Source organism: Ruegeria sp. CF2, from assembly GCF_056537385.1.
Genome location: NZ_JBQFRL010000001.1, coordinates 1088427 through 1109125 on the forward strand (window position 1 = coordinate 1088427; position 20699 = coordinate 1109125).

Sequence of the window (20699 nt, forward strand, 5' to 3'; positions counted from 1 at the left end):
CCATTGTGCCCGTTCCCGGCTGAGCTAAGATAAAGAAGGCAACCGCGGAGAAAGAACCATGAATCGCTCAGACCGGACCTCATCTTTCGCGCAAATGGCCCGATGGCTGTCGGTACTGGCGTTTGGGCTTTTGTTGGCGTCTCCGGGATGGGCGCAGGACATCGGCCCCTTTGTAGGCGACTATGTCGGATCTGCCGACGTGGTGGATGCGGACGGATCGTCGACCCCGCGCGACATGAGCGTTTCCATCGCAGAGACTGGCGAAGGGTTCGTGGTCAAATGGAAGACTACCACCTACAAAGCCGACGGCCGGGTAAAAGAACAAAGCTTTTCGGTCGAGTTCCGACCTTCTGATCGGAACAACATCTATTCCGCAGCCATGAAGCGGAATGTCTTCGGTCATGAGGTTCCACTGGACCCAATGAAGGGGGAACCTTTTGTCTGGGGGCGGATCGAAGGGGAAACGCTGACCGTCTTTTCGCTGTTCATAGATGAGGACGGCGGGTACGAATTGCAGCAGTATGATCGGACGCTGGCCGAGGGCGGGCTGAACCTGTCCTTTTCCCGGTTCAGAGATGGACAGAAGTCGCGTTCGGTCGAAACATTCCTGGAAAAACAATAGGCTCCGCCAAAAAAGCGAAGCCTTGTTGAATGGATACGACTTACTTGCGGAAGCTGTCCAGCGATACGATATCCGCATCATGATGCGGCTCGTCTTCGGGTTCGACCTCGATCGACTCGGCATCGATTTCCACCGGGTCCTCATCTTCTTCGTCCGAGCTTTCGAAGCGCAGCCCGAATTCGACCGACGGATCGACAAAGGTCTGGATGGCCGAATAGGGGATATACAGCGGCTCCGGAGCGTCACCGAAATTGAGCGTGATGGCAAATCCGTCCTCGCCAACCTCGAGATTTTCGAACCAGTGCTGCACCACGATCGTCATCTCGTCAGGGTAGCGTTCGCGCAGCCAGTCAGCGATTTCGACGCCGGGCTCACGGGTATCGAACGTGATGAAGAAATGGTGCGCGCCGGGCAATCCGGTTTCGGAAACGCGCTTCAGAACAGTCTTGATCAGCCCGCGCATAGCGGTGTGCATCAAGTTGCCGTAGTCAATGCCTTGCGACATGTGTCATCCTCGAAAGTGGTTATCCCAAGCATAAGGGATTTGATCGGAAACGAAAGAGCGGGTTGCGTCTGATTGTTCAAACCAGATGCAGGATTGCGCCTGCTCCTATCATGATAGCCAGCGTCGTTGCCAGACCGGTTTTTCTTATGAAAATCAAGGCTCCGGCAAGGGACGTCAATCCAACGGCTGCGATGTCCAAGGTCGAAAAAACCGGAATGGGCAGTGAGATCGGACCAAACTCGACTTCTCCGATGGTTCCAAACAGGACATGCAGTCCGAACCACACCGACAGGTTGAGAATCACACCGACGACCGCCGCGGTAATTGCGCGCAATGCTCCCGACAGTCTCGGTCTTTGCGCTAAGACGTCCAGGTAAGGCGCGGCAACGAATATCCACAGGAAGCACGGAACGAAGGTCGCCCACAGCGCAACGACCCCGGCTGCCAGCGCAAGGGACATCCCGCCCGCCAATTGCCCGGCGAGCATGGCGACGAATTGCGTGACCAGTATCAATGGGCCGGGGGTTGTTTCTGCCAGCCCCAGCGCGTCGATCATCTGATCGGTAGAGATCCATTGATAGTTCTCGACGACCGTCTGGGTCATGTAGGCCAGCACCGTATAGGCCCCGCCGAAAGTGACTACTGCCAATCGTGCAAAGAACCAGCCCAGATCGCTTAGCAACGTCTGGTCGGAAAGGGTCAACAACACCAGCGGAGCCAACCAAAGAAACAGCCAGAGCGCTGCGGTCCGCGCGGGCCGAGCCAATGCGGTATCGACATTCTGCGAAACTGAAGGCTGCTCTGAAGGCTTACGTGAAAAGCCCCAGACAGCCGCGGCCAGAATGATCAGGGGGAACGGTAGATTCAGAGCGAAGATCGCCAAGAACGCCAGTATCGCAAGAATCCCGGGCTCTGCCCCAGATAGAGTTTTGCGAGAAAGATTGAGCACCGCCTGGAGAACGATCACGATAACCGTGGCCTTGATCCCGAGAAATGCAGCCTGGACCAGGGGAAGGTCTCCGTAGGCAGCATACAAGCCGACCAGCACAGCTATCACCAGCGCTCCGGGCAGAACGAACAGGCCGCCGGCAATCAGCCCGCCCGGCACCCCACGCAGCCGCCAACCGGCATAGGTGGCCAGTTGCATGGCTTCGGGGCCGGGCAGCAACATGCACAACGACAGCGCGCGCAGAAAGCTCTGCTCATCCAACCATGGCCGCCGTTCGACCAATTCCTGGTGCATCAATGAGATCTGTGCCGCTGGGCCACCAAATGAGAGGAGGCCGATGCGGCCGAACACCCGGACCAGTTCTGACAGTGAGGGGTTCACTACAGGGGATCCGCCCTGCATGCGCCGGTTTCGGCGGTCCTCGGGCGGCTCCATCCGATATTCGGAGCATAGGTGCTGATCCGACCACCAGCGATCATTGGAAACTGCGCAGCCATGGCATGTGCCCCTTTGGATTCGGGGACATGCGAACTCGGGCTGCCGCCGGGCAGGGCGTTCACATGCTGACCCCGTGTGCTTTTGCTACTCGGGGTCAGCACGCGCGGTCAAGAACCGGTTCAGGCCCAGTCCAGCCGTTCCCCTGTCATGCATACGGGCAAGGTATCCTGCGGGAACTGGCCGAGCTGTTCGAACAGGGAAACGAAGTCGAACTGGTTGTAGGCTTCGACCATCTTGTCACCTTTGAAGCGCGCCATCACTTGGCCTGTGACCTCCAAGGGCGCGCCGTTGTCTGCCCGCGAGGTCCGCACATGCAGAACGGCTGACGCCCAATCGCCGTTTTCGATAATTTTGGGCAAGTCCACCTGAATTTCGCCCAGAACGTGCCGAAAGGCCATGACCAGGTCGCGAAAGTCGTCCGCGCCGACCTGCATTTCGGGTATCAGCCCTTCGGCCATCGTTTCCGGGGCAAAATACTGGTCGATCGCGTCAATATTGCCTTTTTCCCAGACCTCGGAATACCAGGCCCTGAGTATCTCTGAATGAGTCATCCCAACTCTCCTGTCTGTCTTCCGCTACTTTGAATGACAGGAGTGAACAGTTTCTGAATGGCGGCCAAATTTGGCGCAAAAACTCAGACAAAATCTTGGGAAATGCAGGTTTCTGTTGCCAGGTACCTGCGAACCCCGCCTTACGCGGCTAGGCGCAAGGACTTAAGTTTCGGTCTGGTTACTGCTTACGCAGCAACGGCAACCGGAGCACGATTGTCATTTGCAATTGTACTGTTTTCGCCGGTAACGGTGGCAGACAGCCGAGACAAAGCTAACCCCTTTAGACGTTCGTCGATCCTATTTCGGCCCCATGATCCCCAAATGAAGGATATATGGTGGAGCCGCCGGGTACCGCCCCCGGGTCCGATCCGCTTATTACGAGCGCGTTTATGTCCATAGTCCCGAAGGACAGCATTTATATAGGTGAGGATTTTTGCGGATGCAAACCCCCAAAGCGCGGGGCCATCGCGATTTTTCCAACCTTTCACACAGGCTTGAAGAGGTTGGCGGCGATCAGCCAAATTGCCAGCACCAGCTCGATTCCGCCGAAGGTCAACGCTTTGGCCAACGGTGGATTGTCCAGCAGTACGGACACGAACCGACCCAGCGCCGCGCCGGCATATACCACGCCCAACATCGCGTAGGCCATCGGGTGGTTCAGCCACAATACGGCGATGCCGGTCACGACAAACAGCCCGCCGACCGAGGCGCGCATTTCACTGAGGCCCATCGTGCTGTTGGTGGGCGCAAGATCCAGCGAGGCCGCCGTCCAGGCCGGAGCCAGAAAGCCGAACAGGCCAAAGCCGATGGTCAGAAGGGCTGCGATGATGTTGAGTGTTCCGGTCATGGGGGCCTCGCGTTTCAAATGCCTGTCCGTCGAACCTAATCTGTTTCGGGGCAGGGGGAAGACCTCAGATTGCGGCCCACAGGCCTAGAACACCCACAAGGATCAGGCTAAGCGCCCAGACCATTTCCAGGTTGAACCAGCTGCGAGACAGAAACTGCAGGCCCAGCCAGCGATAGACCGCGAAGGCCAACGCACCGCCGCCCAGCATCATAGCGCCCGTATGGACCGCGGCCACAGCCAGAACCAGCAGGCCATTGGTGCCCATGATCTCTGACACGGCTCTGTGGCCGGTATCCAGCTCGTCCAGCCCGCACAGGCCCAGATAGATCGGGACCAGCATCAGCGCCGCACCATGCGCCAACGCCACCAGAAACGACCACAGCGCCAGCCGACTGGGCGGTACGCGCGCCAGAAACCGTGGGTGGCGCCGGGTGATCGCGATGTAGAGCCCCATGGCGATTACGATCAGGGCAGCTCCGATCCGGATTTCGCGCTGATAGTCTACAAGGATGGTCATCAGCGCGAAGGGCAGCAACACACCCAGCATCGCCACGAAATGCCCGCCCGCCAGCGCTACCAACGCGCGCCAGAGGGCGGATTGGCGTTGCTCCATCAATGCCGCCGACACGGCCAGCGGCCAGCCCATGCCGGGGTTCAACCCGTGATAGGCGCCGCTCAGAACAACGGCCAGCCAGAGGCCGGCCGTCGATGTCATCAAGACGTCCAATTCAGACCGAAGGGTAGCAGAAACTGTCGGTGGAGCAGTCTCCTCCCTCAAGCCGGATCTGGTGGCTGCGATACCCTTTCGGGAAGTCCACCCAGAAATCCTTGTCCAGTGTCAGGCCGCCTTTTTCGCCTACATCTGCCTTGACCATCGCAGCGCCGCGATCGCCGGGATAGAATTGGTCATCCCATGTGGAATAGAGCGAATTGGTCCAATAGACGCGTTTGCCGTCACGGCTGATCTCGACCATCTGCGGGCCATAACCAAAGTCCTTGCCGTTGGGATGCTTGGTTTTCTTGACGATTCCGCCGATCTCGACCTTGCCGGCCAGCTTGGGCTTCATCGGGTCCGAGACATCGTATTGGTGCATTTCACCGGTGCCCCAGCACGCGACATACAGGTATTTGTCGTCCAAGCTCAGGTCGATGTCGGTCACCAGAGGCGGCACCGCCGAGAACCCTTTGAGCAGATCGGGAAGATCATCCGGATCAGCGGGTTGCGGGTCGATCGTGATGGTCTTCTTGGCCTCGAAACTGCCATCCTTGTTGCGCCACCAGGTAAAGATTGCGCCCTGAAGATTGGTGGTGTCGACCACCACACCGCAGAACCCGTATTGCTTGACCGGGTCATGCGCCGGCCGGATTTCCAGCGCCATCTGGTGGTTCTCGCCCAAATCGATGGTCTGGATGTTGGTGCGGTCGCGCAGGTTCCAGAAATGGATCCGGTGGCCATATTTGTTCGACAGAAGATCTTCGGCCACGATCCCGTTTTCGAATTGCGGGGGCAGACCCCATTCGGAACTGACCATGTAGTCACGCGGCAGGTTCCACCAGAAATCATAGTGCTTGTCCTGCACGCCGCGCTCGATCTCGTAACGCCCGATGATGTCGAAGGTCTCGCAATCCATGATGAAGATGCCCGGAGGTCCATCGGTGCCATCCGGCCCGCCACCGCCCAAGGTGCTGACATAGATGCCTTCGGGTCCGCAATGGATCGTGTGGGGGCGGGAATATCCCGTCTTTGCAAAGACTTCTTCGGGTTCGATGATCTTGTGAATTTTGGCCTTCAGCGGCTCTTTCACGTCAATCACGTAGATCCGGCTGGAACGGATACCGGGGATGATCAGGTACCGGCGCTCAAGAAAAGCGTGGCCGGTCAGCGGAGACAGGGCCGAAGAACAGGCGTTCCATCCGAAATGGTGAAACTCGTCGCCCTTGTTGGGCATCATCACCTTGTGAACGATCTTTCCGTAATCGCCTGAAGTTGGGTCGACATTCACAACCGCCAGGCCATCGGGCTGCGAAAAATCGGGGCTGAGCATCAGCGTGAAGGCCAAGGTCTCGGGCGGGGCCTCCATGGCCATCTTGGCGGATGGATAGAATGTTGGATCCGGTCTTTTGTTCATAACGTCCTCCCGTAAGTCATTGAAAATCAATTTTATTGAGAGTGCCGGTCTTCCCGCCGGATAATGGTCTGCCTGCTCGAGTGTCCTTTCCGTTGATGTGATGCGTCAAGAAGTATTCAGATTGTCTTCAGGCCGGTTTCCGCCGACGTTCGGCCACATCATGGGCCAGGCGGCGGGTGTAGGTTTCCAGCTCGACCAGAGCGGCGTCGACGGTCTCGGCGTCCTGCGCCTCCAGCGCGTCGGCGATCTTGCTGTGCAGGCGGATGATCTCTTCGCGTGAGCGGGCGGTGAAGGTGATCATGTTCATCAGGGGTTGCATTGCCTCGACCGCGCCGGCCAGCTGATAGGACAGGACAGGGTTGCCCGCACCATCGACCAGCGCCCGGTGAAAGGCCACGTCCGAGGCGCAGAAGGCCTCATCCGTCAGACCGGGTTGCGCCTGGCGGAAGATTTCCGCGCGCATGGTGGCCAATTGATCGGCGGTGCGCCGCTGGGCCGACAGGGGCGCGCAGGCCCGCTCCAGCGCATAGCGGGCCTCGCAAGCGGTGTCGAAGCTGACCTCGTTCATCGACAGCAGCAGCGTCGAAGTCGTGATCTGCTGGGAATAGGCGTCCTGGAAACTCAACCGGTTGACGAAGGCACCCCCTGTCGCACCGCGTTGGGTTCGGATCAGCGACTGTGCCGCCAGCCGTTTCAACGCCTCGCGCACGGTGGGGCGCGATACCTGGAACTGGTCCGCAAGCTCGGATTCCGAGGGCAGGCGCTCGTCCACGATCAGCTCTCCTGATACGATGGCATCACGGATGGCCTGGGCGATCTGTGCGGACAGGTCGGTGCTTTTCTGGGGATCGATTTTCATCTTCTGCAGGCCGCCGTGAAAAATTTATTTGTCTGACATTTAAAAGTCTGACATTTGAAAAGCAAGCACCGAGTCGGGAGGGAACATGAGTCGGGCACTTCTACGCAGCGGTTTGTGGCTGGGATTTTTCGTCCTGATCCTGTCGGCCTGGTGGGTGATGTACACCATGAGCCGCGACATGGGCGTCGATTGGATTGGCCGACCCGGGCCAATGGCCGAGGCGATGCGTGCGATGGATCCCCGCATGGACATGTACATGCCGATGGCCGAGTTCGGCCCGCTGTTCGTGATGTGGGCGATCATGATGGCCGCGATGATGCTTCCGACGCTGGTTCCAACACTGAGAAGCTATGAGGATTTGATCCAGAGCGCCAATGGAACAAGGCTCGGGTGGGTCGGCGTTCTGTTGGGCTATTTCGTGGTCTGGGCCGGGTTCGCCGCGTTGATCACAGGTGTTCAGCTGGCCTTGCTGTTCGGGGGCGTGATCGACATGCTTGGCATTGCCAAGTCTCCGCTCTTTGCTGCCGGTCTTCTGATTGCCGTCGGTGCCTTTCAATTCACGCGCGCCAAGGAGGTGTGCCACGGGGTGTGTCATGCACCCATGACCTATTTCCTTGGACACTGGCGCACCGGCTTCTCTGGCGGTCTGCGCATGGGGCTGGGGCTGGGCGCCTTTTGTGTCGGCTGCTGCTGGGGGTTCATGGCGCTTGGCTTTGTCGGAGGCGTGATGAGCCTGCTGTGGATGGGCTTGGCGACCCTGTTCATGGTGTTGGAGAAATTGCCCCAGATCGGTCATGTTCTGACACGGCCGCTGGGTTTCGCTTTGATTGCAGGTGGCCTTGGGCTGCTGATCTACCCAATTGCATACGGAGGATAAGCCGATGGCAAAAAACAGAAAACCCGATGCCGACAAGCTGCCGGTCAGTCAGCGAATTGACAGCCGGATGCCCAACCCCAAGCGGCGCGAGATGAGCCCGACGGACTGGGCCATCAAGGGTGAGCTTATCCTGAACTGCTCCTGCGATGTTTTCTGCCCCTGCGTGGTTTCGCTAGGGGCGCACCCTCCGACCGAAGGGCATTGTCATGCCTGGATGGGCGTGATCATCGACGAGGGACACTATGAAGGTGAGGACCTGTCGGGTCTGAACGTTGGTCTGCTGGTAGATATTCCCGGCCGGATGGGCGAAGGCCAGTGGAAGGTCGCCGCGTACGTGGATGAGCGCGCAAGTGGCAAGGCGTACAACGGCCTGCTGCAAATCTTCAGCGGGCAGGCCGGTGGCACCACTGGGCTGTTCACGATGCTGGTGAGTGAAATCATCGGCGCCGAGCGTGCTCCAGTGCAGATCGAGCGCGACGGCAACAAACGCCGCATCGTCATCGGCCGCAAGATCCAGGGTGAGATCGAGATGCTGGCAGGCAAAGACCCCGAACATCCGGTCATGGTTTCGAACTCCAAGTATTGGATGGGTCCGGACATCATCGTGGCGCGTGGCACCAAGTCGAAGGTGCGCGACTATGGTCGTGTCTGGGATTTCGGCGGCAAATCGGCCGAAATCTGCCCGATCGACTGGCACGGACCCAAGTGATGATCACCGGCGCCTATGCTCGGCAGATGGCCCGCTATAACCGCTGGCAGAACAGCCAGTTGGCGGGCTTTCTTCAAGAGCTTTCGCCCGAGGAATTGACCCGGGAACGCGGCGCGTTTTTCGGGTCGATCTTGGGGACTGCCAACCATCTGCTGTGGGGCGACTGGATCTGGATGTCCCGGTTCGACAAAGGTCCGGGGCCTGAAAGCAATCCGCACCGCAAGGGCGGCGGTATTCACGAAAGCGTCCACCTGTGCCCGGATCTGGTGCACTGGCTTCCACTGCGCGAGACCATCGATGCCCGGATCGATGCTTGGGTTGATACTCTGGGCGACGAGCCAATCTCGGGCCCGTTCACATGGTATTCCGCCGCAAAAGAAGAAAACATTACATTACCTTACGCCGTGTGTGTGATGCATTTTTTCAATCATCAAACGCATCACCGGGGACAAATCCACAAAATGCTGACCGAGGCCGGGTCTGGGGCCCCGGTCAGCGATCTCGTTTTCATGCCATAGGAGGTCTAGGTGCCACAGATTTCTTTGTCGCGCCGGCTGCGGCGCACACCGTTCTCTGACGGGGTCGAGGCGGCCGGTGTCAAAGGCTATACCGTCTACAACCGGATGCTGCTGCCAACGGTGTTTGAAAGCGTAGAGGCCGACTATAGGCATCTCAAGACCCATGTACAGGTCTGGGATGTGGCCTGCGAGCGGCAGGTCGAACTGCGCGGCCCCGATGCGGCGCGATTGATGCAGATGCTGACGCCGCGCGACCTGCGCGGCATGTTGCCGGGCCAGTGCTACTATGTGCCGATCGTGGACGAAACCGGGGGTATGCTGAACGATCCCGTGGCGGTGAAACTGGCGGATGACCGCTGGTGGATTTCGATCGCAGACAGCGATTTGCTGTTGTGGGTCAAAGGCTTGGCGAACGGGTATCGGCTGGATGTTCTGGTGGATGAGCCGGACGTGTCGCCTTTGGCGGTGCAGGGACCCAAGGCGGATGACCTGATGGCGCGGGTCTTTGGCGACCGGGTGCGCGATATCCGCTTCTTCAAGTTCGACATGTTTCAGTTCGAAGGGCGTGATCTGGCGATTGCGCGGTCGGGTTATTCCAAACAGGGCGGGTTCGAGATCTATGTCGAAGGCGGCGACGTCGGCATGCCCTTGTGGAATGCGCTTTTTGCCGCCGGAGAGGACCTGCAGGTTCGGGCGGGCTGCCCCAACCTGATCGAGCGGATCGAGGGCGGGTTGCTGTCTTACGGCAATGACATGACCGATGACAACACGCCCCATGAATGCGGGTTGGGCAAGTTCTGCAACACGCATACGGCCATTGGCTGCATCGGGCGGGATGCGCTGTTGCGGGTGGCCAAAGAGGGGCCGGTTCAGCAAATCCGTCCGATCGCGATCGAGGGCGACGCGGTGCCCCCCTGCGATCGGCCGTGGCCGGTCTATGGCGGCGGCAAGCGTGTGGGCCAGGTGACCTCGGCCACCTGGTCGCCGGATTTTCAAACCAACGTGTCGATCGGTATGCTGCGGCTGAGCCACTGGGATCCGGGAACGCAGGTTGAAGTCGAAACGCCGTCTGGAATGCGGACTGCAATCGTGCAGGACAAGTTCTGGATTTGAGCCGGGAAGGGCGCGCGGGACGCACCCGGGAAGCATTTGGGCCAGATGAGAAATTGCTCGGGCCACGGTCAATGAAAGGAATTGGAATATGTTCAACGCTTTGGTGATGGAAAAGGACGAGGAAAGCGGACTGGCCAGCCCGGTGATCAAGCAGATCTCGGAAGATGACTTGCCGCATGGTGAAGTGCGTGTGGCCGTCGAGTTCTCGACCGTCAACTACAAGGATGGTTTGTGCATGTCGCCCAAGGGCGGCGGTTTGGTCCGAAACTACCCGCATGTGCCCGGGATCGATTATGCCGGAACGGTCGAAGAATCCTCGGACGACAGGTACAAGCCCGGTGACAAAGTGGTGTTGACAGGTTGGCGCGTGGGTGAGGCGCATTGGGGCGGATACGCTCAGAAGGCCAGCGCGCTGGCCGATTGGCTGGTCCCTCTGCCCGAGGGGTTGAGCACGCGCCAGGCCATGGCCGTGGGAACTGCCGGTTTTACCGCGATGCTGGCGGTGATGGCGCTGGAAGATCACGGTCTGACGCCCGACCGCGGGCCGGTTCTGGTAACCGGTGCAGCCGGGGGCGTCGGCTCGGTTGCCACGGCGATTTTGGCCAATCTGGGATACGAAGTTGCGGCAGTGACCGGGCGGCCTGAAACCGAAGGCTATCTGAAGGCGCTTGGTGCGACGTCGATCGTGCCGCGTGACGAGTTGAACGAAACCACCAAACGTCCGCTGGAAAGCGAAACCTGGGCTGGCTGCGTTGATGCCGTCGGGGGCGCAATGCTAGCGCGCGTTCTGGGCCAGATGAAGTATGGCGCCTCGGTGGCAGCAGTCGGTCTGGCTGGTGGCGCGGGCCTGCCGGCGACCGTCATTCCGTTCCTGCTGCGTGGTGTCAACCTGTTGGGAATCGACAGCGTGATGCAGCCGTTCGACAACCGACTGCGGGCCTGGCAGCGCGTGGCTTCGGATCTGCCGATGGACAAGCTGGAAGCGATGATCCAACCTGCCACTCTGAATGACCTTCCGAAGCTGGGTGCCGACATCCTCAACGGTCAGGTCAAGGGGCGCGTGGTCGTTGACCTGAACGCCTGAGCCTTGGTTTTTTCTGTGTCAGACCGGCCCGCCACAGGGCCGGTCTTTTTTGTCCGGGGGATTGGGTTTTTCGCGGAAACAACTCTGGTCATTGCCACATTTCCCGATCATGATTGCTATACATCCCAGGTGCGATGGCGTAAGAGCCATTCCAACATCACCTGAAGACGGGGAGTGAGCAGCATGCCTGACGATTTTGAACTGGACACCGATGATCTGAAACGCCGCATGGATGGCGCGATGGCCAACCTCAGAACCGAATTCGCGTCGCTGCGCACCGGGCGTGCGTCGGCTTCGATGCTCGAGCCGGTTATGGTGGATGCGTATGGGTCGATGACACCGATCAACCAGGTCGGCACTGTAAACGTTCCCGAGCCGCGCATGGTCACCGTGAATGTTTGGGACAAGTCTTTGGTCGGCAAAGTGGAAAAGGCGATCCGGGAAAGCGGACTGGGCATCAACCCGCAGCTGAACGGAACGATCATCATGCTGCCTATCCCCGAGCTGAACGAAGAGCGCCGCCGCGAGCTGGGCAAAGTGGCCGGGCAATACGCCGAACACGCCCGCGTTGCCATTCGCAACGTGCGCCGCGATGGCATGGATCAGATCAAGAAAGCCAAGGCCGACGGCCTGTCGGAAGACGATCAGAAATTCTGGGAAACCGAGGTTCAGGAACTGACCGACCAGATGATCAAGGCCGTAGATGCGGCCCTTGAGGCCAAGCAGGCCGAAATCATGCAGGTTTGAGCGCAGGCCATGCCCGCTGATCCCCAAAACGAGCTCCCCTGTGGACCGCGTCACGTGGCCATCATCATGGATGGCAACGGTAGGTGGGCCCAGGCGCGCGGCCGGCCACGGCTGTACGGGCATCACGCCGGTGCCCGTCGGGTGCGCGAAGTGGTCGAAGCCTGCCCGGGGCTGGGGATCAAGTACCTGACGATTTTTGCCTTCTCGACGGAAAACTGGAAACGGACCCAGGTCGAGGTTGCCGGTCTGATGAGCCTGTTCAAGCGCTACATCATCAAGGAAACCCGAACCCTGGCCCAAAACGGTATCCGTGTCCGATTCATCGGCGACAGGGTGCGGCTGGATGCCAAACTGATCGAGTTGATGGACACGTTGGAGCGCGAGACGTCCGACAATGACCTTGTCCACCTGACCGTCGCTCTCAATTATGGTGGTCGGGACGAAGTGGCCCGGGCAACCAAGCGGCTGGCGCGGGACGTTGCCGCAGGCAACCTGCGGCCAGAAGATGTCGACGAGGAAACGCTGCCCAGATATCTGGACACGCGCGTCCTGCCTGACCCCGATCTGGTCATTCGCACCAGCGGCGAGGCGCGGATATCGAATTTCCTTCTCTGGCAATCCGCTTACTCGGAATACGAATTCATCGACACGCTCTGGCCCGACTTCACCGCGGCCGAGCTGGAACGGCTGTGCAAGAGCTTCGGGTCGCGCGAACGCCGGTTCGGAGCAGTTCCGGCATGACGGACGGCCGATGGTCCGACCTCACCACCCGGGTCTTGTCTGCCCTGGTACTCGTCGCTATTGGAGCGGTCGAGGTTTGGCTGGGCGGACTATGGTTCGAGACATTTGTTGCCGCCGCGTGTGGTCTGATGACCTGGGAACTGGTTCGCATGATCGATTCCGATCGGATGGGCGTTGCGGTTCAGTTGGGAATCCTGACCGGCGTTGCCGTCATGCTTAGCTATCATGTTCCGCCGCTCTACAAACTGCCCTTTCTGATCGCGCCCGCACTGGTCGGGGCAGGGCAGGTCTCGCACTCACGCGGGATCTACGTGCTGTTTGCCATGTGGATTGCCTGCGCGGGTTACGGGTTCATCCAGATCCGCGAGACGATGGGGTTTGGCTGGATGGTCTGGTTGATCCTGGTCGTCGTTGCCACGGACGTAGCTGGGTACTTCGTGGGAAAGACGTTCGGTGGCCCGAAGTTCTGGCCGCGGGTCAGCCCCAAGAAAACCTGGTCGGGCACGGCGGGCGGCTGGGTGGCAGCCGCGCTGGTGGGCGCAGCCGTTGCCGCGTATGCCGGGTTTGGCTATCGGTTTGTTTTGGTTTCGGTCCTGGCCTCGATGGCCAGCCAGGCCGGTGATATCGTGGAAAGCGCCGTCAAGCGGCGGTTCGGGGTCAAAGACAGCTCGAACCTGGTGCCAGGACATGGCGGTTTTCTGGATCGATTTGACGGCATGATGGGTGCATCGCTGATGGTTCTGATCGCGTCGCTGGTCTATTCGCCCGGGGAAATCTGATGCGAAAGGTTTCGATATTCGGCGCGACCGGATCGATTGGCCAGAATACGATCGATCTGATTGCTCGGGCCCCGGAGGATTACAAGGTGGTCGCCGTCACCGGCGGGGCGAATGTCCGGCAGTTGGCGCAGGACGCCCGCCGGCTGGGCGCTGAAGTGGCAGTAACCGCCTTTGACCAGCATCTGGATGATCTTCGCGATGCATTGTCCGGCACAGGGATCGAGGCCGCCGCGGGCGCAACCGCGCTGATCGAAGCGGCCGCTCGCCCGGCAGACTGGGTCATGTCCGCCATTGTTGGCTCGGCCGGTTTGGCGCCGGGGCTCGAGGCGTTGAAGCAGGGCGCGACCCTGGCCTTGGCAAACAAGGAAACGCTGGTGTGTGCCGGCCCGCTTGTTCTGGAAACCGCGGAACGCCATGGCGCGCGTCTGCTGCCTGTCGACAGCGAACATTCGGCGGTCTTTCAGGCGCTTGTCGGTGAAGACATGGATGCGGTCGAACGCATCATCATCACTGCCAGCGGCGGCGCCTTTCGCGACTGGCCGGTCGAGAAGCTGGCCGGCGCTACGGTCGAGCAAGCTTCGAGCCACCCCAATTGGGACATGGGGCAGCGGATAACGATCGACAGCGCCTCGATGTTCAACAAGGCGTTGGAAGTGATCGAGACCAAAGAGTTTTTCGGGATCAACCCTGACCGGATCGAGGTTGTGGTTCACCCGGAATCCATCGTGCATGCTCTGGTCGGATTTCGCGATGGCGCAGTGATGGCGCATCTAGGTGCGCCTGATATGCGGCATGCGATCGGCTATGCACTGCATTGGCCCGAAAGGCGCGACCTGCCGGTGCCGCGCCTGGACCTGGCCAAGTTGGGTCAGCTGCGTTTTCGTGATCCGGACCCGGCGCGCTACCCGGCCTTGCGGCTGGCCCGCGAGGTCATGCAGCGCGGTGGCCTGTCAGGCGCGATCTTCAACGCCGCCAAGGAGCGTGCGTTGGATCATTTCATCGGTCAACGCATCGGCTTTCTGGACATGACCGACGCCGTGGCCGCCGTTCTGGACCGTTTCGGCGATGCAGGCGGCCTTATTGATGCCCCTTTAACCCTTGATAACGTCCTGAAAACGGACCATCTGGCACGTCAATGGGTGGATGACGCCGTACTACGAAGAGCAGGATAGAATTTTGGACATACTCTCGCTGATCCCGCAATTTGGTGGGCTGGTTTATACGATTGCCGCATTCGTCGTGGCGCTGTCCGTCATCGTGGCGGTGCATGAATACGGGCACTACATCGTTGGCCGCTGGTCCGGGATCCATGCCGAGGTGTTCTCGTTGGGGTTTGGTCCGGTGCTTTGGAGCCGAATGGACAAACGCGGCACCAAATGGCAGATCGCTCTGCTGCCTTTTGGCGGTTACGTGAAATTCCTGGGCGATGCCAATGCGGCCTCGGGCAAGGACGCCGAGACGATGGCCGAAATCACCACGCAAAGCTCCGAGGAATTGCGTCGGACGATGCATGGCGCACCGCTTTGGGCGCGGACTGCCACGGTTGCAGCCGGGCCGGTCTTCAATTTCGTTCTGTCGATCCTTGTCTTCGGTTTGATCTTCTGGTCGCAAGGCGTGACCCGCGAGCCACTGACGGTCGGATCGCTGAAACCTCTGCCGGGCACTGTGCAGGAGCTTCAGGAGGGGGACGAAATCGTTGCGATCGCTGGCATCCCCACGCCTGATTTCGATCAGGAGGGGGCCTGGACCGAGTTTACCGAAGCGCTGCCGGTGCAGCCGGTTCTCGAATACACTGTCATCCGCGACGGCCAGACCCTCGACGTGTCGGCCCCGTGGCTGTTCCCGCCCTTGATCCAGCAGGTCGCTCCGCGCAGTGCTGCGATGGATATCCAGTTGCAGGCGGGCGACGTCATCACCTTGGTTGATGGCGATCCGATTTTTGCCTTTGAACAGCTGAAGGAAAAGGTCGAAAGCTCGGACGGGAAGGTGCTTTTGCTGGACGTTTGGCGCGACGGCGCCGAGTTGGAATTTGCACTGGCGCCGCGTCGCACGGATGAACCACAGGCGGACGGCGGCTTCAAAACCGAATGGCGGATTGGAATCGTCGGCGGCATGATGCTGGTCCCGGCGACCGAACCTGCGGGTCTAGTCGACTCGCTGCATGGCGGTGTCATCCAGACCGGCCGCATCATCGAGGGGTCGCTGTCCGGCATATGGCACATGGTCACCGGTGCGATCAGCACCTGCAACATGTCCGGACCCATTGGTATCGCGGAAACCTCAGGCGCGATGGCGAGCCAAGGGGCGCAGAGCTTCATCTTCTTCATCGCGGTTCTGTCCACTGCTGTAGGCCTGCTGAACCTGTTCCCAATCCCGGCATTGGACGGGGGCCACCTTGTTTTCTACGCCTACGAAGCAGTCGCGGGGAAACCGCCCAGCGACCGAGCTTTGCAACTGTTGATGGCGGTGGGCATCACGTTAATTCTCAGCCTCATGATCTTCTCGGTAAGCAACGACCTGTTCTGCTGATTGTGGCGGCATTGACGCGTTACGGTCGCAAAATTGCCTCAATTCAAACCTAGTTTGTTTGGTGTAATTTTGCCGAGACGTGCAATCAAGCGGGCTGTAACCAATGACCAAGGCATTGCGAAATTCCTATCGGGGCTTCAGCTTCCTGTTTGTATTGAACTGGGACGCGTTGCTGAGCTTTGGGCTGACCGCTTTGGCACTGGCAGGCGCCGCATATCTGGCCGGTATGTGATTCCCCATACCCAGCTGAACGACTCGAGCGCGACCGATCCGGTCGCGTTTTTCGTTTGTGCTTTTGACAAGGCCCACCAGAGCGGCTACTCAACTTCTAAAGTCCGAAATTCTAGGTAGAGACAAAAATGGCTTACAGGAGAGGCGCGGGCACATCCTGCGGTACTGCGCAACCGCACGGCAACATTTTGTGGCGGGCACTAACGATTTTTTTCCTCTTTGCGGCAATGAGTTTTACGGCGGTACCGCAAGCCGCCCAGGCCCAGACCTACACGATTTCGTCGTTCGATGTTCAGGGCAACCGTCGCATTGAGACGTCCACCATTATCGCCCGGACAGGAATCACACCCGGTCAGACAGTCACTGCGGGCCAGTTGAATGACGCCTACCAGCGTTTGCTTGACAGTGGTGTTTTTGAGACAGTCGAATTGACCCCGCGCGGGAACACTCTGGTGATCGAGGTCGCCGAGTATCCGACGATCAACAAGATCAGCATCGAGGGCAATCGCCGCGTAAAGGACGACGTGTTGATCCAGGCAATCTCGTCGCAGCCGCGCCGGGTGTTCACGCCGCAGGTCGCGGAGTCCGACGCTGACAAGATCGCCGAAATCTACTCGGCGCAAGGGCGTGTGTCGGCCACTGTCATTCCGCGGATCATCCGCCGCAGCGACAACCGGGTGGATCTGGTTTTTGAAGTCGCCGAAGGCACCACGATTGAGATCGAGCGCGTCAGCTTTGTTGGAAACCGTGCATATTCCGACCGTCGTCTGCGCCGTGTCCTTGAATCCAAGCAGGCCAACATCCTGCGTACCTTCCTGCGCGGTGACACGTTCATTGCCGACCGCATCGAATTCGACAAACAGGTTCTGCGTGATTTCTACCTGTCGCGCGGCTATGTCGATTTTCGGATCAACAGCGCCAATGTCGAGTTCACGCGTGAGCGCGACGCCTTCTATCTGGTGATGAACATCACCGAAGGTCAGAAATTCTCGTTCGGCAACATCTCGACGGTCAGCGAAATCCCGGGCGTTGATGCGGCCGAGTATCAGAAGGCCCTCAAGATCAAACCTGGTGTTACGTATTCGCCAACTCTGATTGAGAATTCGATCGCTCGGCAGGAGCGTCTTGGCCTGAAGCAGGGCGTCGACTTTCTGCGCGTTGAGCCGCGTGTGACCCGCAACGACCGTGACCTGACGCTGGACGTTCAGTTCGTGCTGACCAGAGGCCCGCGCATTTTCGTCGAACGGATCGACATCGAGGGCAACACGACCACTCTGGACCGGGTCATCCGGCGCCAGTTCGACACGGTCGAGGGTGACCCCTTCAACCCGCGCGAAATCCGGCAGAGTGCCGAACGTATCCGAGCCTTGGGTTTCTTCTCGGTCGCGGATGTGGAAACTCGCGAAGGGTCCAGCCCCAGCCAGGTGATCGTGGACGTGGATGTCCAGGAGCAGCCGACCGGTTCGCTGGCGTTGGGCGGCAGCTACTCGGTTTCCGACGGTTTCGGGATCGCCATCCGGCTTGAGGAACGGAACTTCCTCGGGCGCGGACAGGAATTTGGCCTGACGCTGTCGACTGCGCAGGACTCTGAGCAGTACGTCATCAACTTTGCCGAACCGTACCTGTTGGGCCGGAAACTGCGTTTCGATCTGGGCTTTGGCCTTTCAAGGACCAATTCCAGCTTTGCCAGCTATGACACCAAGAGCGTGTTCATCAATCCGCAGCTCAGCTATGCGATTGGCGAACTGTCCTCGTTGCGGCTGCGTTACAACTGGAACAAGTCCGAGATGTCGCAGCAGGATGACGAGGTCAACGGGGCAGTCATCGCGTCGGAAATCGCGCAAGGCAAGCGTTCGACAAGCTCGCTGGGGCTGGCCTATGTCTATGACAGCCGGCTGGGCGGCCTGAACCCGAATGCAGGTGTTCTGTTCGAGGTCGGCGTGGACGCGGCTGGCCTTGGTGGCGACAACAAGTACTTCAAGACCTCGACCCGGGCGATTGCCCAGACAAAGGTTCTGAACGAGGAAATGACGCTGCGTGCGTCCTTCGAGGCCGGCGCGCTCCATTGGCAAGGTGACGACTTCAGTCGGGCAATTGACCGTTATGTTCTGGGTCCGACAACGTTCCGCGGCTTCGAGCCGGCCGGTATCGGCCCTCGTGACCTGTCGAACGGGCAGGATGATGCGATCGGCGGCAACTACTACTGGGTCGCCCGGTTCGAGTCGGACTTCCCGTTGGGTCTGCCCGAGGAACTGGGGCTGCGCGGCGGTGTCTTCTATGACATCGGCAACCTGTACAACATCAACAATGTTGATACGACAGGTGCCAATATCGTCGGCGCAGACGGCTCGATCCGTCAGGTCATCGGCGTCTCGCTGCTATGGGATACGCCGTTCGGTCCGCTGCGGTTCAACTTCTCGCAGGCCGTGAAGAAGGAAGACTTCGACAAAGAGCAGAACTTCGACTTTACCATTCAGGCACGGTTCTGACGTCCATGGTCAAAGCGATATCGAAGTTTGTACAGGGCCCGTCACGGGCCCTGTGTGTTTTGATCTTCCTGGTGGTGTCGCTCCCAGTGGCCGCCCAGCAGTTGGGTGTACCGCAATCCGGCGTGCTGACCATCTCAAGCGACCGGATCTTTACCGAGTCAGCATTCGGGCGACGGGTTTTTGATGAGATCGAAGCAGAAAGTGCTGCGCTGGCCGCTGAAAATGAACGCATCGTTGCCGAGCTGAGCCGCGAGGAAAAAGAGTTGACGGAAAAGCGGGAAGTGTTGAGCCCTGAGGAGTTTCGCCCGCTTGCGGAAGCCTTCGACCGAAAGGTTCAGTCTCACCGCGAGGGGCAACGCGCGAAACTGGATGCTCTGGCCCGCCGCAGTGACGAGGCGCGCAATCAGTTCTTTGAGCTGGCCCAGCCCGTGCTCATCGACCTGCTGCGTGAAACTGGCGCGTCGCTGATCATCGAACGATCCAACGTATTTCTCAGCTCGGACGCCTCGGATGTTACGGCCATCGCCATCCGCAAGATCGACGCGGCCATCGGCGACGGATCGCAGCTGGAAGAGGGCGACAAGCCATAGCGTGGCTTGCCCTTGGGTACGGGTATTGCTAACCACGCGTGAACGAGACCTCGAGAACAGGACATCCTGAAAATGACCACGGAAACCAAGAGCGCCGACATTCAGCTGATCCAGCGGATCCTGCCGCATCGCTATCCGTTCCTGCTGGTTGACAAGGTGGAAGAGATTGACGGCTATCAGTCGGCGGTTGGTATCAAGAACGTCACCATGAACGAGCCGCATTTCCAGGGCCATTTCCCCGGAACGCCGATCATGCCCGGCGTGACCATCGTCGAAGCGATGGCGCAAACCGCAGGTGTTATGCTGGGCGTCGGCATGGATGTCATCGACAGCGAGCTGCTGATCTATTTCATGAATATCGACAAATGCAAATTCCGACGCAAAGTGGTGCCGGGTGACGTGCTGAAAATGCATGTCGAAACCGTGCGCGGCAAGAAGGGCGGCAAGATCTTCAAGTTCAGCGGCCGTGCGACCGTTGACGGAGAAGTGGCGGCCGAGGCCGAGTTCTCGGCCTACGTCGATTGGGATATGGAAAAAACAGCATGAGCCGAATTCATCCCAGCGCGATCATCGAAGACGGCGCTCAGATCGGCCAGGACTGCGTAATCGGCCCGTTCTGCCATGTGGGGCCACAGGTGCGTTTGGGCGACCGCGTCGAATTGAAGTCGCATGTGGTTGTCACAGGAGATACCTCGATCGGTGACGACTGCGTCATCTTCAACTTTTCGGTGATTGGTGAAATCCCGCAGGACCTCAAGTTCGGGGGCGAAAACACGCGGCTGGAAATTGGCAAGCGAAACCGCATCCGGGAACACGTTACGGTCAATACCGGCACCGAGGGCGGCGGCGGCGTCACTCGCATCGGCGATGACTGCCTACTGATGGCCGGGGTCCATGTGGCCCATGACGTGCAGATCGGCAACCGGGTGATCATGGTGAACCATTCCGGCGCCGCCGGCCACTGCATCATCGAGGATGACGTGATCATCGGCGGCATTTCCGGATTGCACCAATGGGTGCGCGTGGGCCGCGGCGCCATCATCGGTGCGCTAACCATGGTGCCCAACGATGTCATCCCTTACGGCCTGGTTCAGGCCTCGCGCGGCGAATTGGAGGGGCTGAACCTTGTTGGCCTGAAACGCCGCGGCGTTTCCCGCGCGGACATTTCGGCGCTGCGTGCGGCCTTTCGCGAGCTGTCCGAAGGCGAGGGCACCTTTATGGACCGCGCCAAGCGTCTGGGCGACAGCACAGACAGCGACTATGTGCGTCAGATCGTGGAATTCGTGACGGGCGAAAGCGATCGTTCGTTCCTGACACCAAGGAAATAGGATC

General features: G+C 59.6%; 23 protein-coding genes and 1 other RNA gene. 16 read left to right on the forward strand and 8 right to left on the reverse strand.

Annotated elements, in window-relative coordinates; all coding sequences use genetic code 11:
* Positions 1–58 precede the first annotated feature (58 nt).
* Positions 59–622 (forward strand): hypothetical protein, encoded by a 564-nt coding sequence (locus tag ACR0IR_RS05310; RefSeq protein ID WP_170363513.1) that lies wholly within the window; start codon positions 59–61, stop codon positions 620–622.
* A gap of 40 nt (positions 623–662) precedes the next feature.
* On the opposite strand, the gene ACR0IR_RS05315 is transcribed toward ACR0IR_RS05310, so the two are convergent.
* The 8 genes from ACR0IR_RS05315 to ACR0IR_RS05350 all read right to left on the reverse strand — a co-directional run bounded on the left by ACR0IR_RS05315 (position 663) and on the right by ACR0IR_RS05350 (position 6960).
* Positions 663–1127: an SspB family protein gene (locus ACR0IR_RS05315; RefSeq protein WP_170339296.1), complete on the reverse strand. Its 465-nt coding sequence runs from the start codon at positions 1125–1127 to the stop codon at positions 663–665.
* Positions 1128–1203: 76 nt separating this feature from the next.
* Complete coding sequence (chrA, locus tag ACR0IR_RS05320) at positions 1204–2478, reverse strand: chromate efflux transporter (RefSeq protein ID WP_170363512.1); 1275 nt, start codon at positions 2476–2478, stop codon at positions 1204–1206.
* Between the two features lie 215 nt (positions 2479–2693).
* Complete coding sequence (locus ACR0IR_RS05325) at positions 2694–3125, reverse strand: ester cyclase (RefSeq protein WP_170363511.1); 432 nt, start codon at positions 3123–3125, stop codon at positions 2694–2696.
* 101 nt (positions 3126–3226) lie between these two features.
* Positions 3227–3574: a transfer-messenger RNA gene (gene ssrA / locus ACR0IR_RS05330) on the reverse strand.
* Between the two features lie 35 nt (positions 3575–3609).
* Positions 3610–3972, reverse strand: a complete 363-nt coding sequence (locus ACR0IR_RS05335) for a DUF4345 family protein (protein WP_170363510.1) — start codon at positions 3970–3972, stop codon at positions 3610–3612.
* A gap of 64 nt (positions 3973–4036) precedes the next feature.
* On the reverse strand, positions 4037–4687 hold the full coding sequence (locus ACR0IR_RS05340) for a hypothetical protein (protein ID WP_170363509.1): 651 nt from the start codon (positions 4685–4687) through the stop codon (positions 4037–4039).
* A 13-nt stretch (positions 4688–4700) separates the two neighbouring features.
* A complete protein-coding gene (locus ACR0IR_RS05345) occupies positions 4701–6101 on the reverse strand; it encodes a selenium-binding protein SBP56-related protein (protein WP_170363508.1) in 1401 nt (466 codons plus the stop codon).
* Between the two features lie 127 nt (positions 6102–6228).
* The gene (locus ACR0IR_RS05350; protein ID WP_005983321.1) at positions 6229–6960 is read right to left on the reverse strand and encodes a FadR/GntR family transcriptional regulator; all 732 of its coding nucleotides are present in this window, start codon (positions 6958–6960) and stop codon (positions 6229–6231) included.
* Positions 6961–7045: 85 nt separating this feature from the next.
* Between ACR0IR_RS05350 and ACR0IR_RS05355 the strand changes: the two genes are divergently transcribed.
* From ACR0IR_RS05355 to lpxA, 15 genes are all read left to right on the forward strand, one after another.
* Positions 7046–7837 (forward strand): DUF2182 domain-containing protein, encoded by a 792-nt coding sequence (locus ACR0IR_RS05355; protein WP_170339283.1) that lies wholly within the window; start codon positions 7046–7048, stop codon positions 7835–7837.
* A 4-nt stretch (positions 7838–7841) separates the two neighbouring features.
* Positions 7842–8546, forward strand: coding sequence for a DUF1326 domain-containing protein (locus ACR0IR_RS05360; protein WP_093962001.1), 705 nt, complete (start codon positions 7842–7844; stop codon positions 8544–8546).
* On the forward strand, positions 8546–9064 hold the full coding sequence (locus ACR0IR_RS05365) for a DinB family protein (RefSeq protein WP_170363507.1): 519 nt from the start codon (positions 8546–8548) through the stop codon (positions 9062–9064). Before ACR0IR_RS05360 ends, ACR0IR_RS05365 begins: the two co-directional genes overlap by 1 nt.
* A gap of 9 nt (positions 9065–9073) precedes the next feature.
* A complete protein-coding gene (locus tag ACR0IR_RS05370) occupies positions 9074–10177 on the forward strand; it encodes a dimethylsulfoniopropionate demethylase (protein WP_170363506.1) in 1104 nt (367 codons plus the stop codon).
* An 88-nt stretch (positions 10178–10265) separates the two neighbouring features.
* Positions 10266–11261 (forward strand): acryloyl-CoA reductase, encoded by a 996-nt coding sequence (gene acuI, locus ACR0IR_RS05375; protein ID WP_170338698.1) that lies wholly within the window; start codon positions 10266–10268, stop codon positions 11259–11261.
* Positions 11262–11444: 183 nt separating this feature from the next.
* Entirely contained in the window at positions 11445–12008 is a 564-nt protein-coding gene (gene frr / locus ACR0IR_RS05380; protein ID WP_170363505.1) for a ribosome recycling factor, read from the forward strand.
* A gap of 9 nt (positions 12009–12017) precedes the next feature.
* Positions 12018–12749, forward strand: coding sequence for a polyprenyl diphosphate synthase (gene uppS, locus ACR0IR_RS05385; RefSeq protein ID WP_170363504.1), 732 nt, complete (start codon positions 12018–12020; stop codon positions 12747–12749).
* A complete protein-coding gene (locus tag ACR0IR_RS05390; protein WP_170338692.1) occupies positions 12746–13528 on the forward strand; it encodes a phosphatidate cytidylyltransferase in 783 nt (260 codons plus the stop codon). Before uppS ends, ACR0IR_RS05390 begins: the two co-directional genes overlap by 4 nt.
* The gene (gene dxr, locus ACR0IR_RS05395; RefSeq protein ID WP_170363503.1) at positions 13528–14700 is read left to right on the forward strand and encodes a 1-deoxy-D-xylulose-5-phosphate reductoisomerase; all 1173 of its coding nucleotides are present in this window, start codon (positions 13528–13530) and stop codon (positions 14698–14700) included. The genes ACR0IR_RS05390 and dxr overlap by 1 nt, the downstream gene beginning before the upstream one ends.
* 4 nt (positions 14701–14704) lie before the next feature.
* Entirely contained in the window at positions 14705–16057 is a 1353-nt protein-coding gene (gene rseP, locus ACR0IR_RS05400) for an RIP metalloprotease RseP (RefSeq protein WP_170363873.1), read from the forward strand.
* A gap of 103 nt (positions 16058–16160) precedes the next feature.
* Positions 16161–16289 (forward strand): hypothetical protein, encoded by a 129-nt coding sequence (locus tag ACR0IR_RS05405; protein WP_254920122.1) that lies wholly within the window; start codon positions 16161–16163, stop codon positions 16287–16289.
* Positions 16290–16416: 127 nt separating this feature from the next.
* Positions 16417–18777 carry an outer membrane protein assembly factor BamA gene (gene bamA, locus ACR0IR_RS05410; protein ID WP_170363502.1) on the forward strand — a complete coding sequence of 787 codons (2361 nt, stop codon included), beginning with the start codon at positions 16417–16419 and terminating at the stop codon, positions 18775–18777.
* A gap of 71 nt (positions 18778–18848) precedes the next feature.
* Positions 18849–19367, forward strand: a complete 519-nt coding sequence (locus ACR0IR_RS05415; protein ID WP_367646449.1) for an OmpH/Skp family outer membrane protein — start codon at positions 18849–18851, stop codon at positions 19365–19367.
* Positions 19368–19439: 72 nt separating this feature from the next.
* A complete protein-coding gene (fabZ, locus tag ACR0IR_RS05420) occupies positions 19440–19913 on the forward strand; it encodes a 3-hydroxyacyl-ACP dehydratase FabZ (protein ID WP_170339263.1) in 474 nt (157 codons plus the stop codon).
* On the forward strand, positions 19910–20695 hold the full coding sequence (lpxA, locus tag ACR0IR_RS05425; RefSeq protein WP_170363500.1) for an acyl-ACP--UDP-N-acetylglucosamine O-acyltransferase: 786 nt from the start codon (positions 19910–19912) through the stop codon (positions 20693–20695). Before fabZ ends, lpxA begins: the two co-directional genes overlap by 4 nt.
* Positions 20696–20699 lie beyond the last annotated feature (4 nt).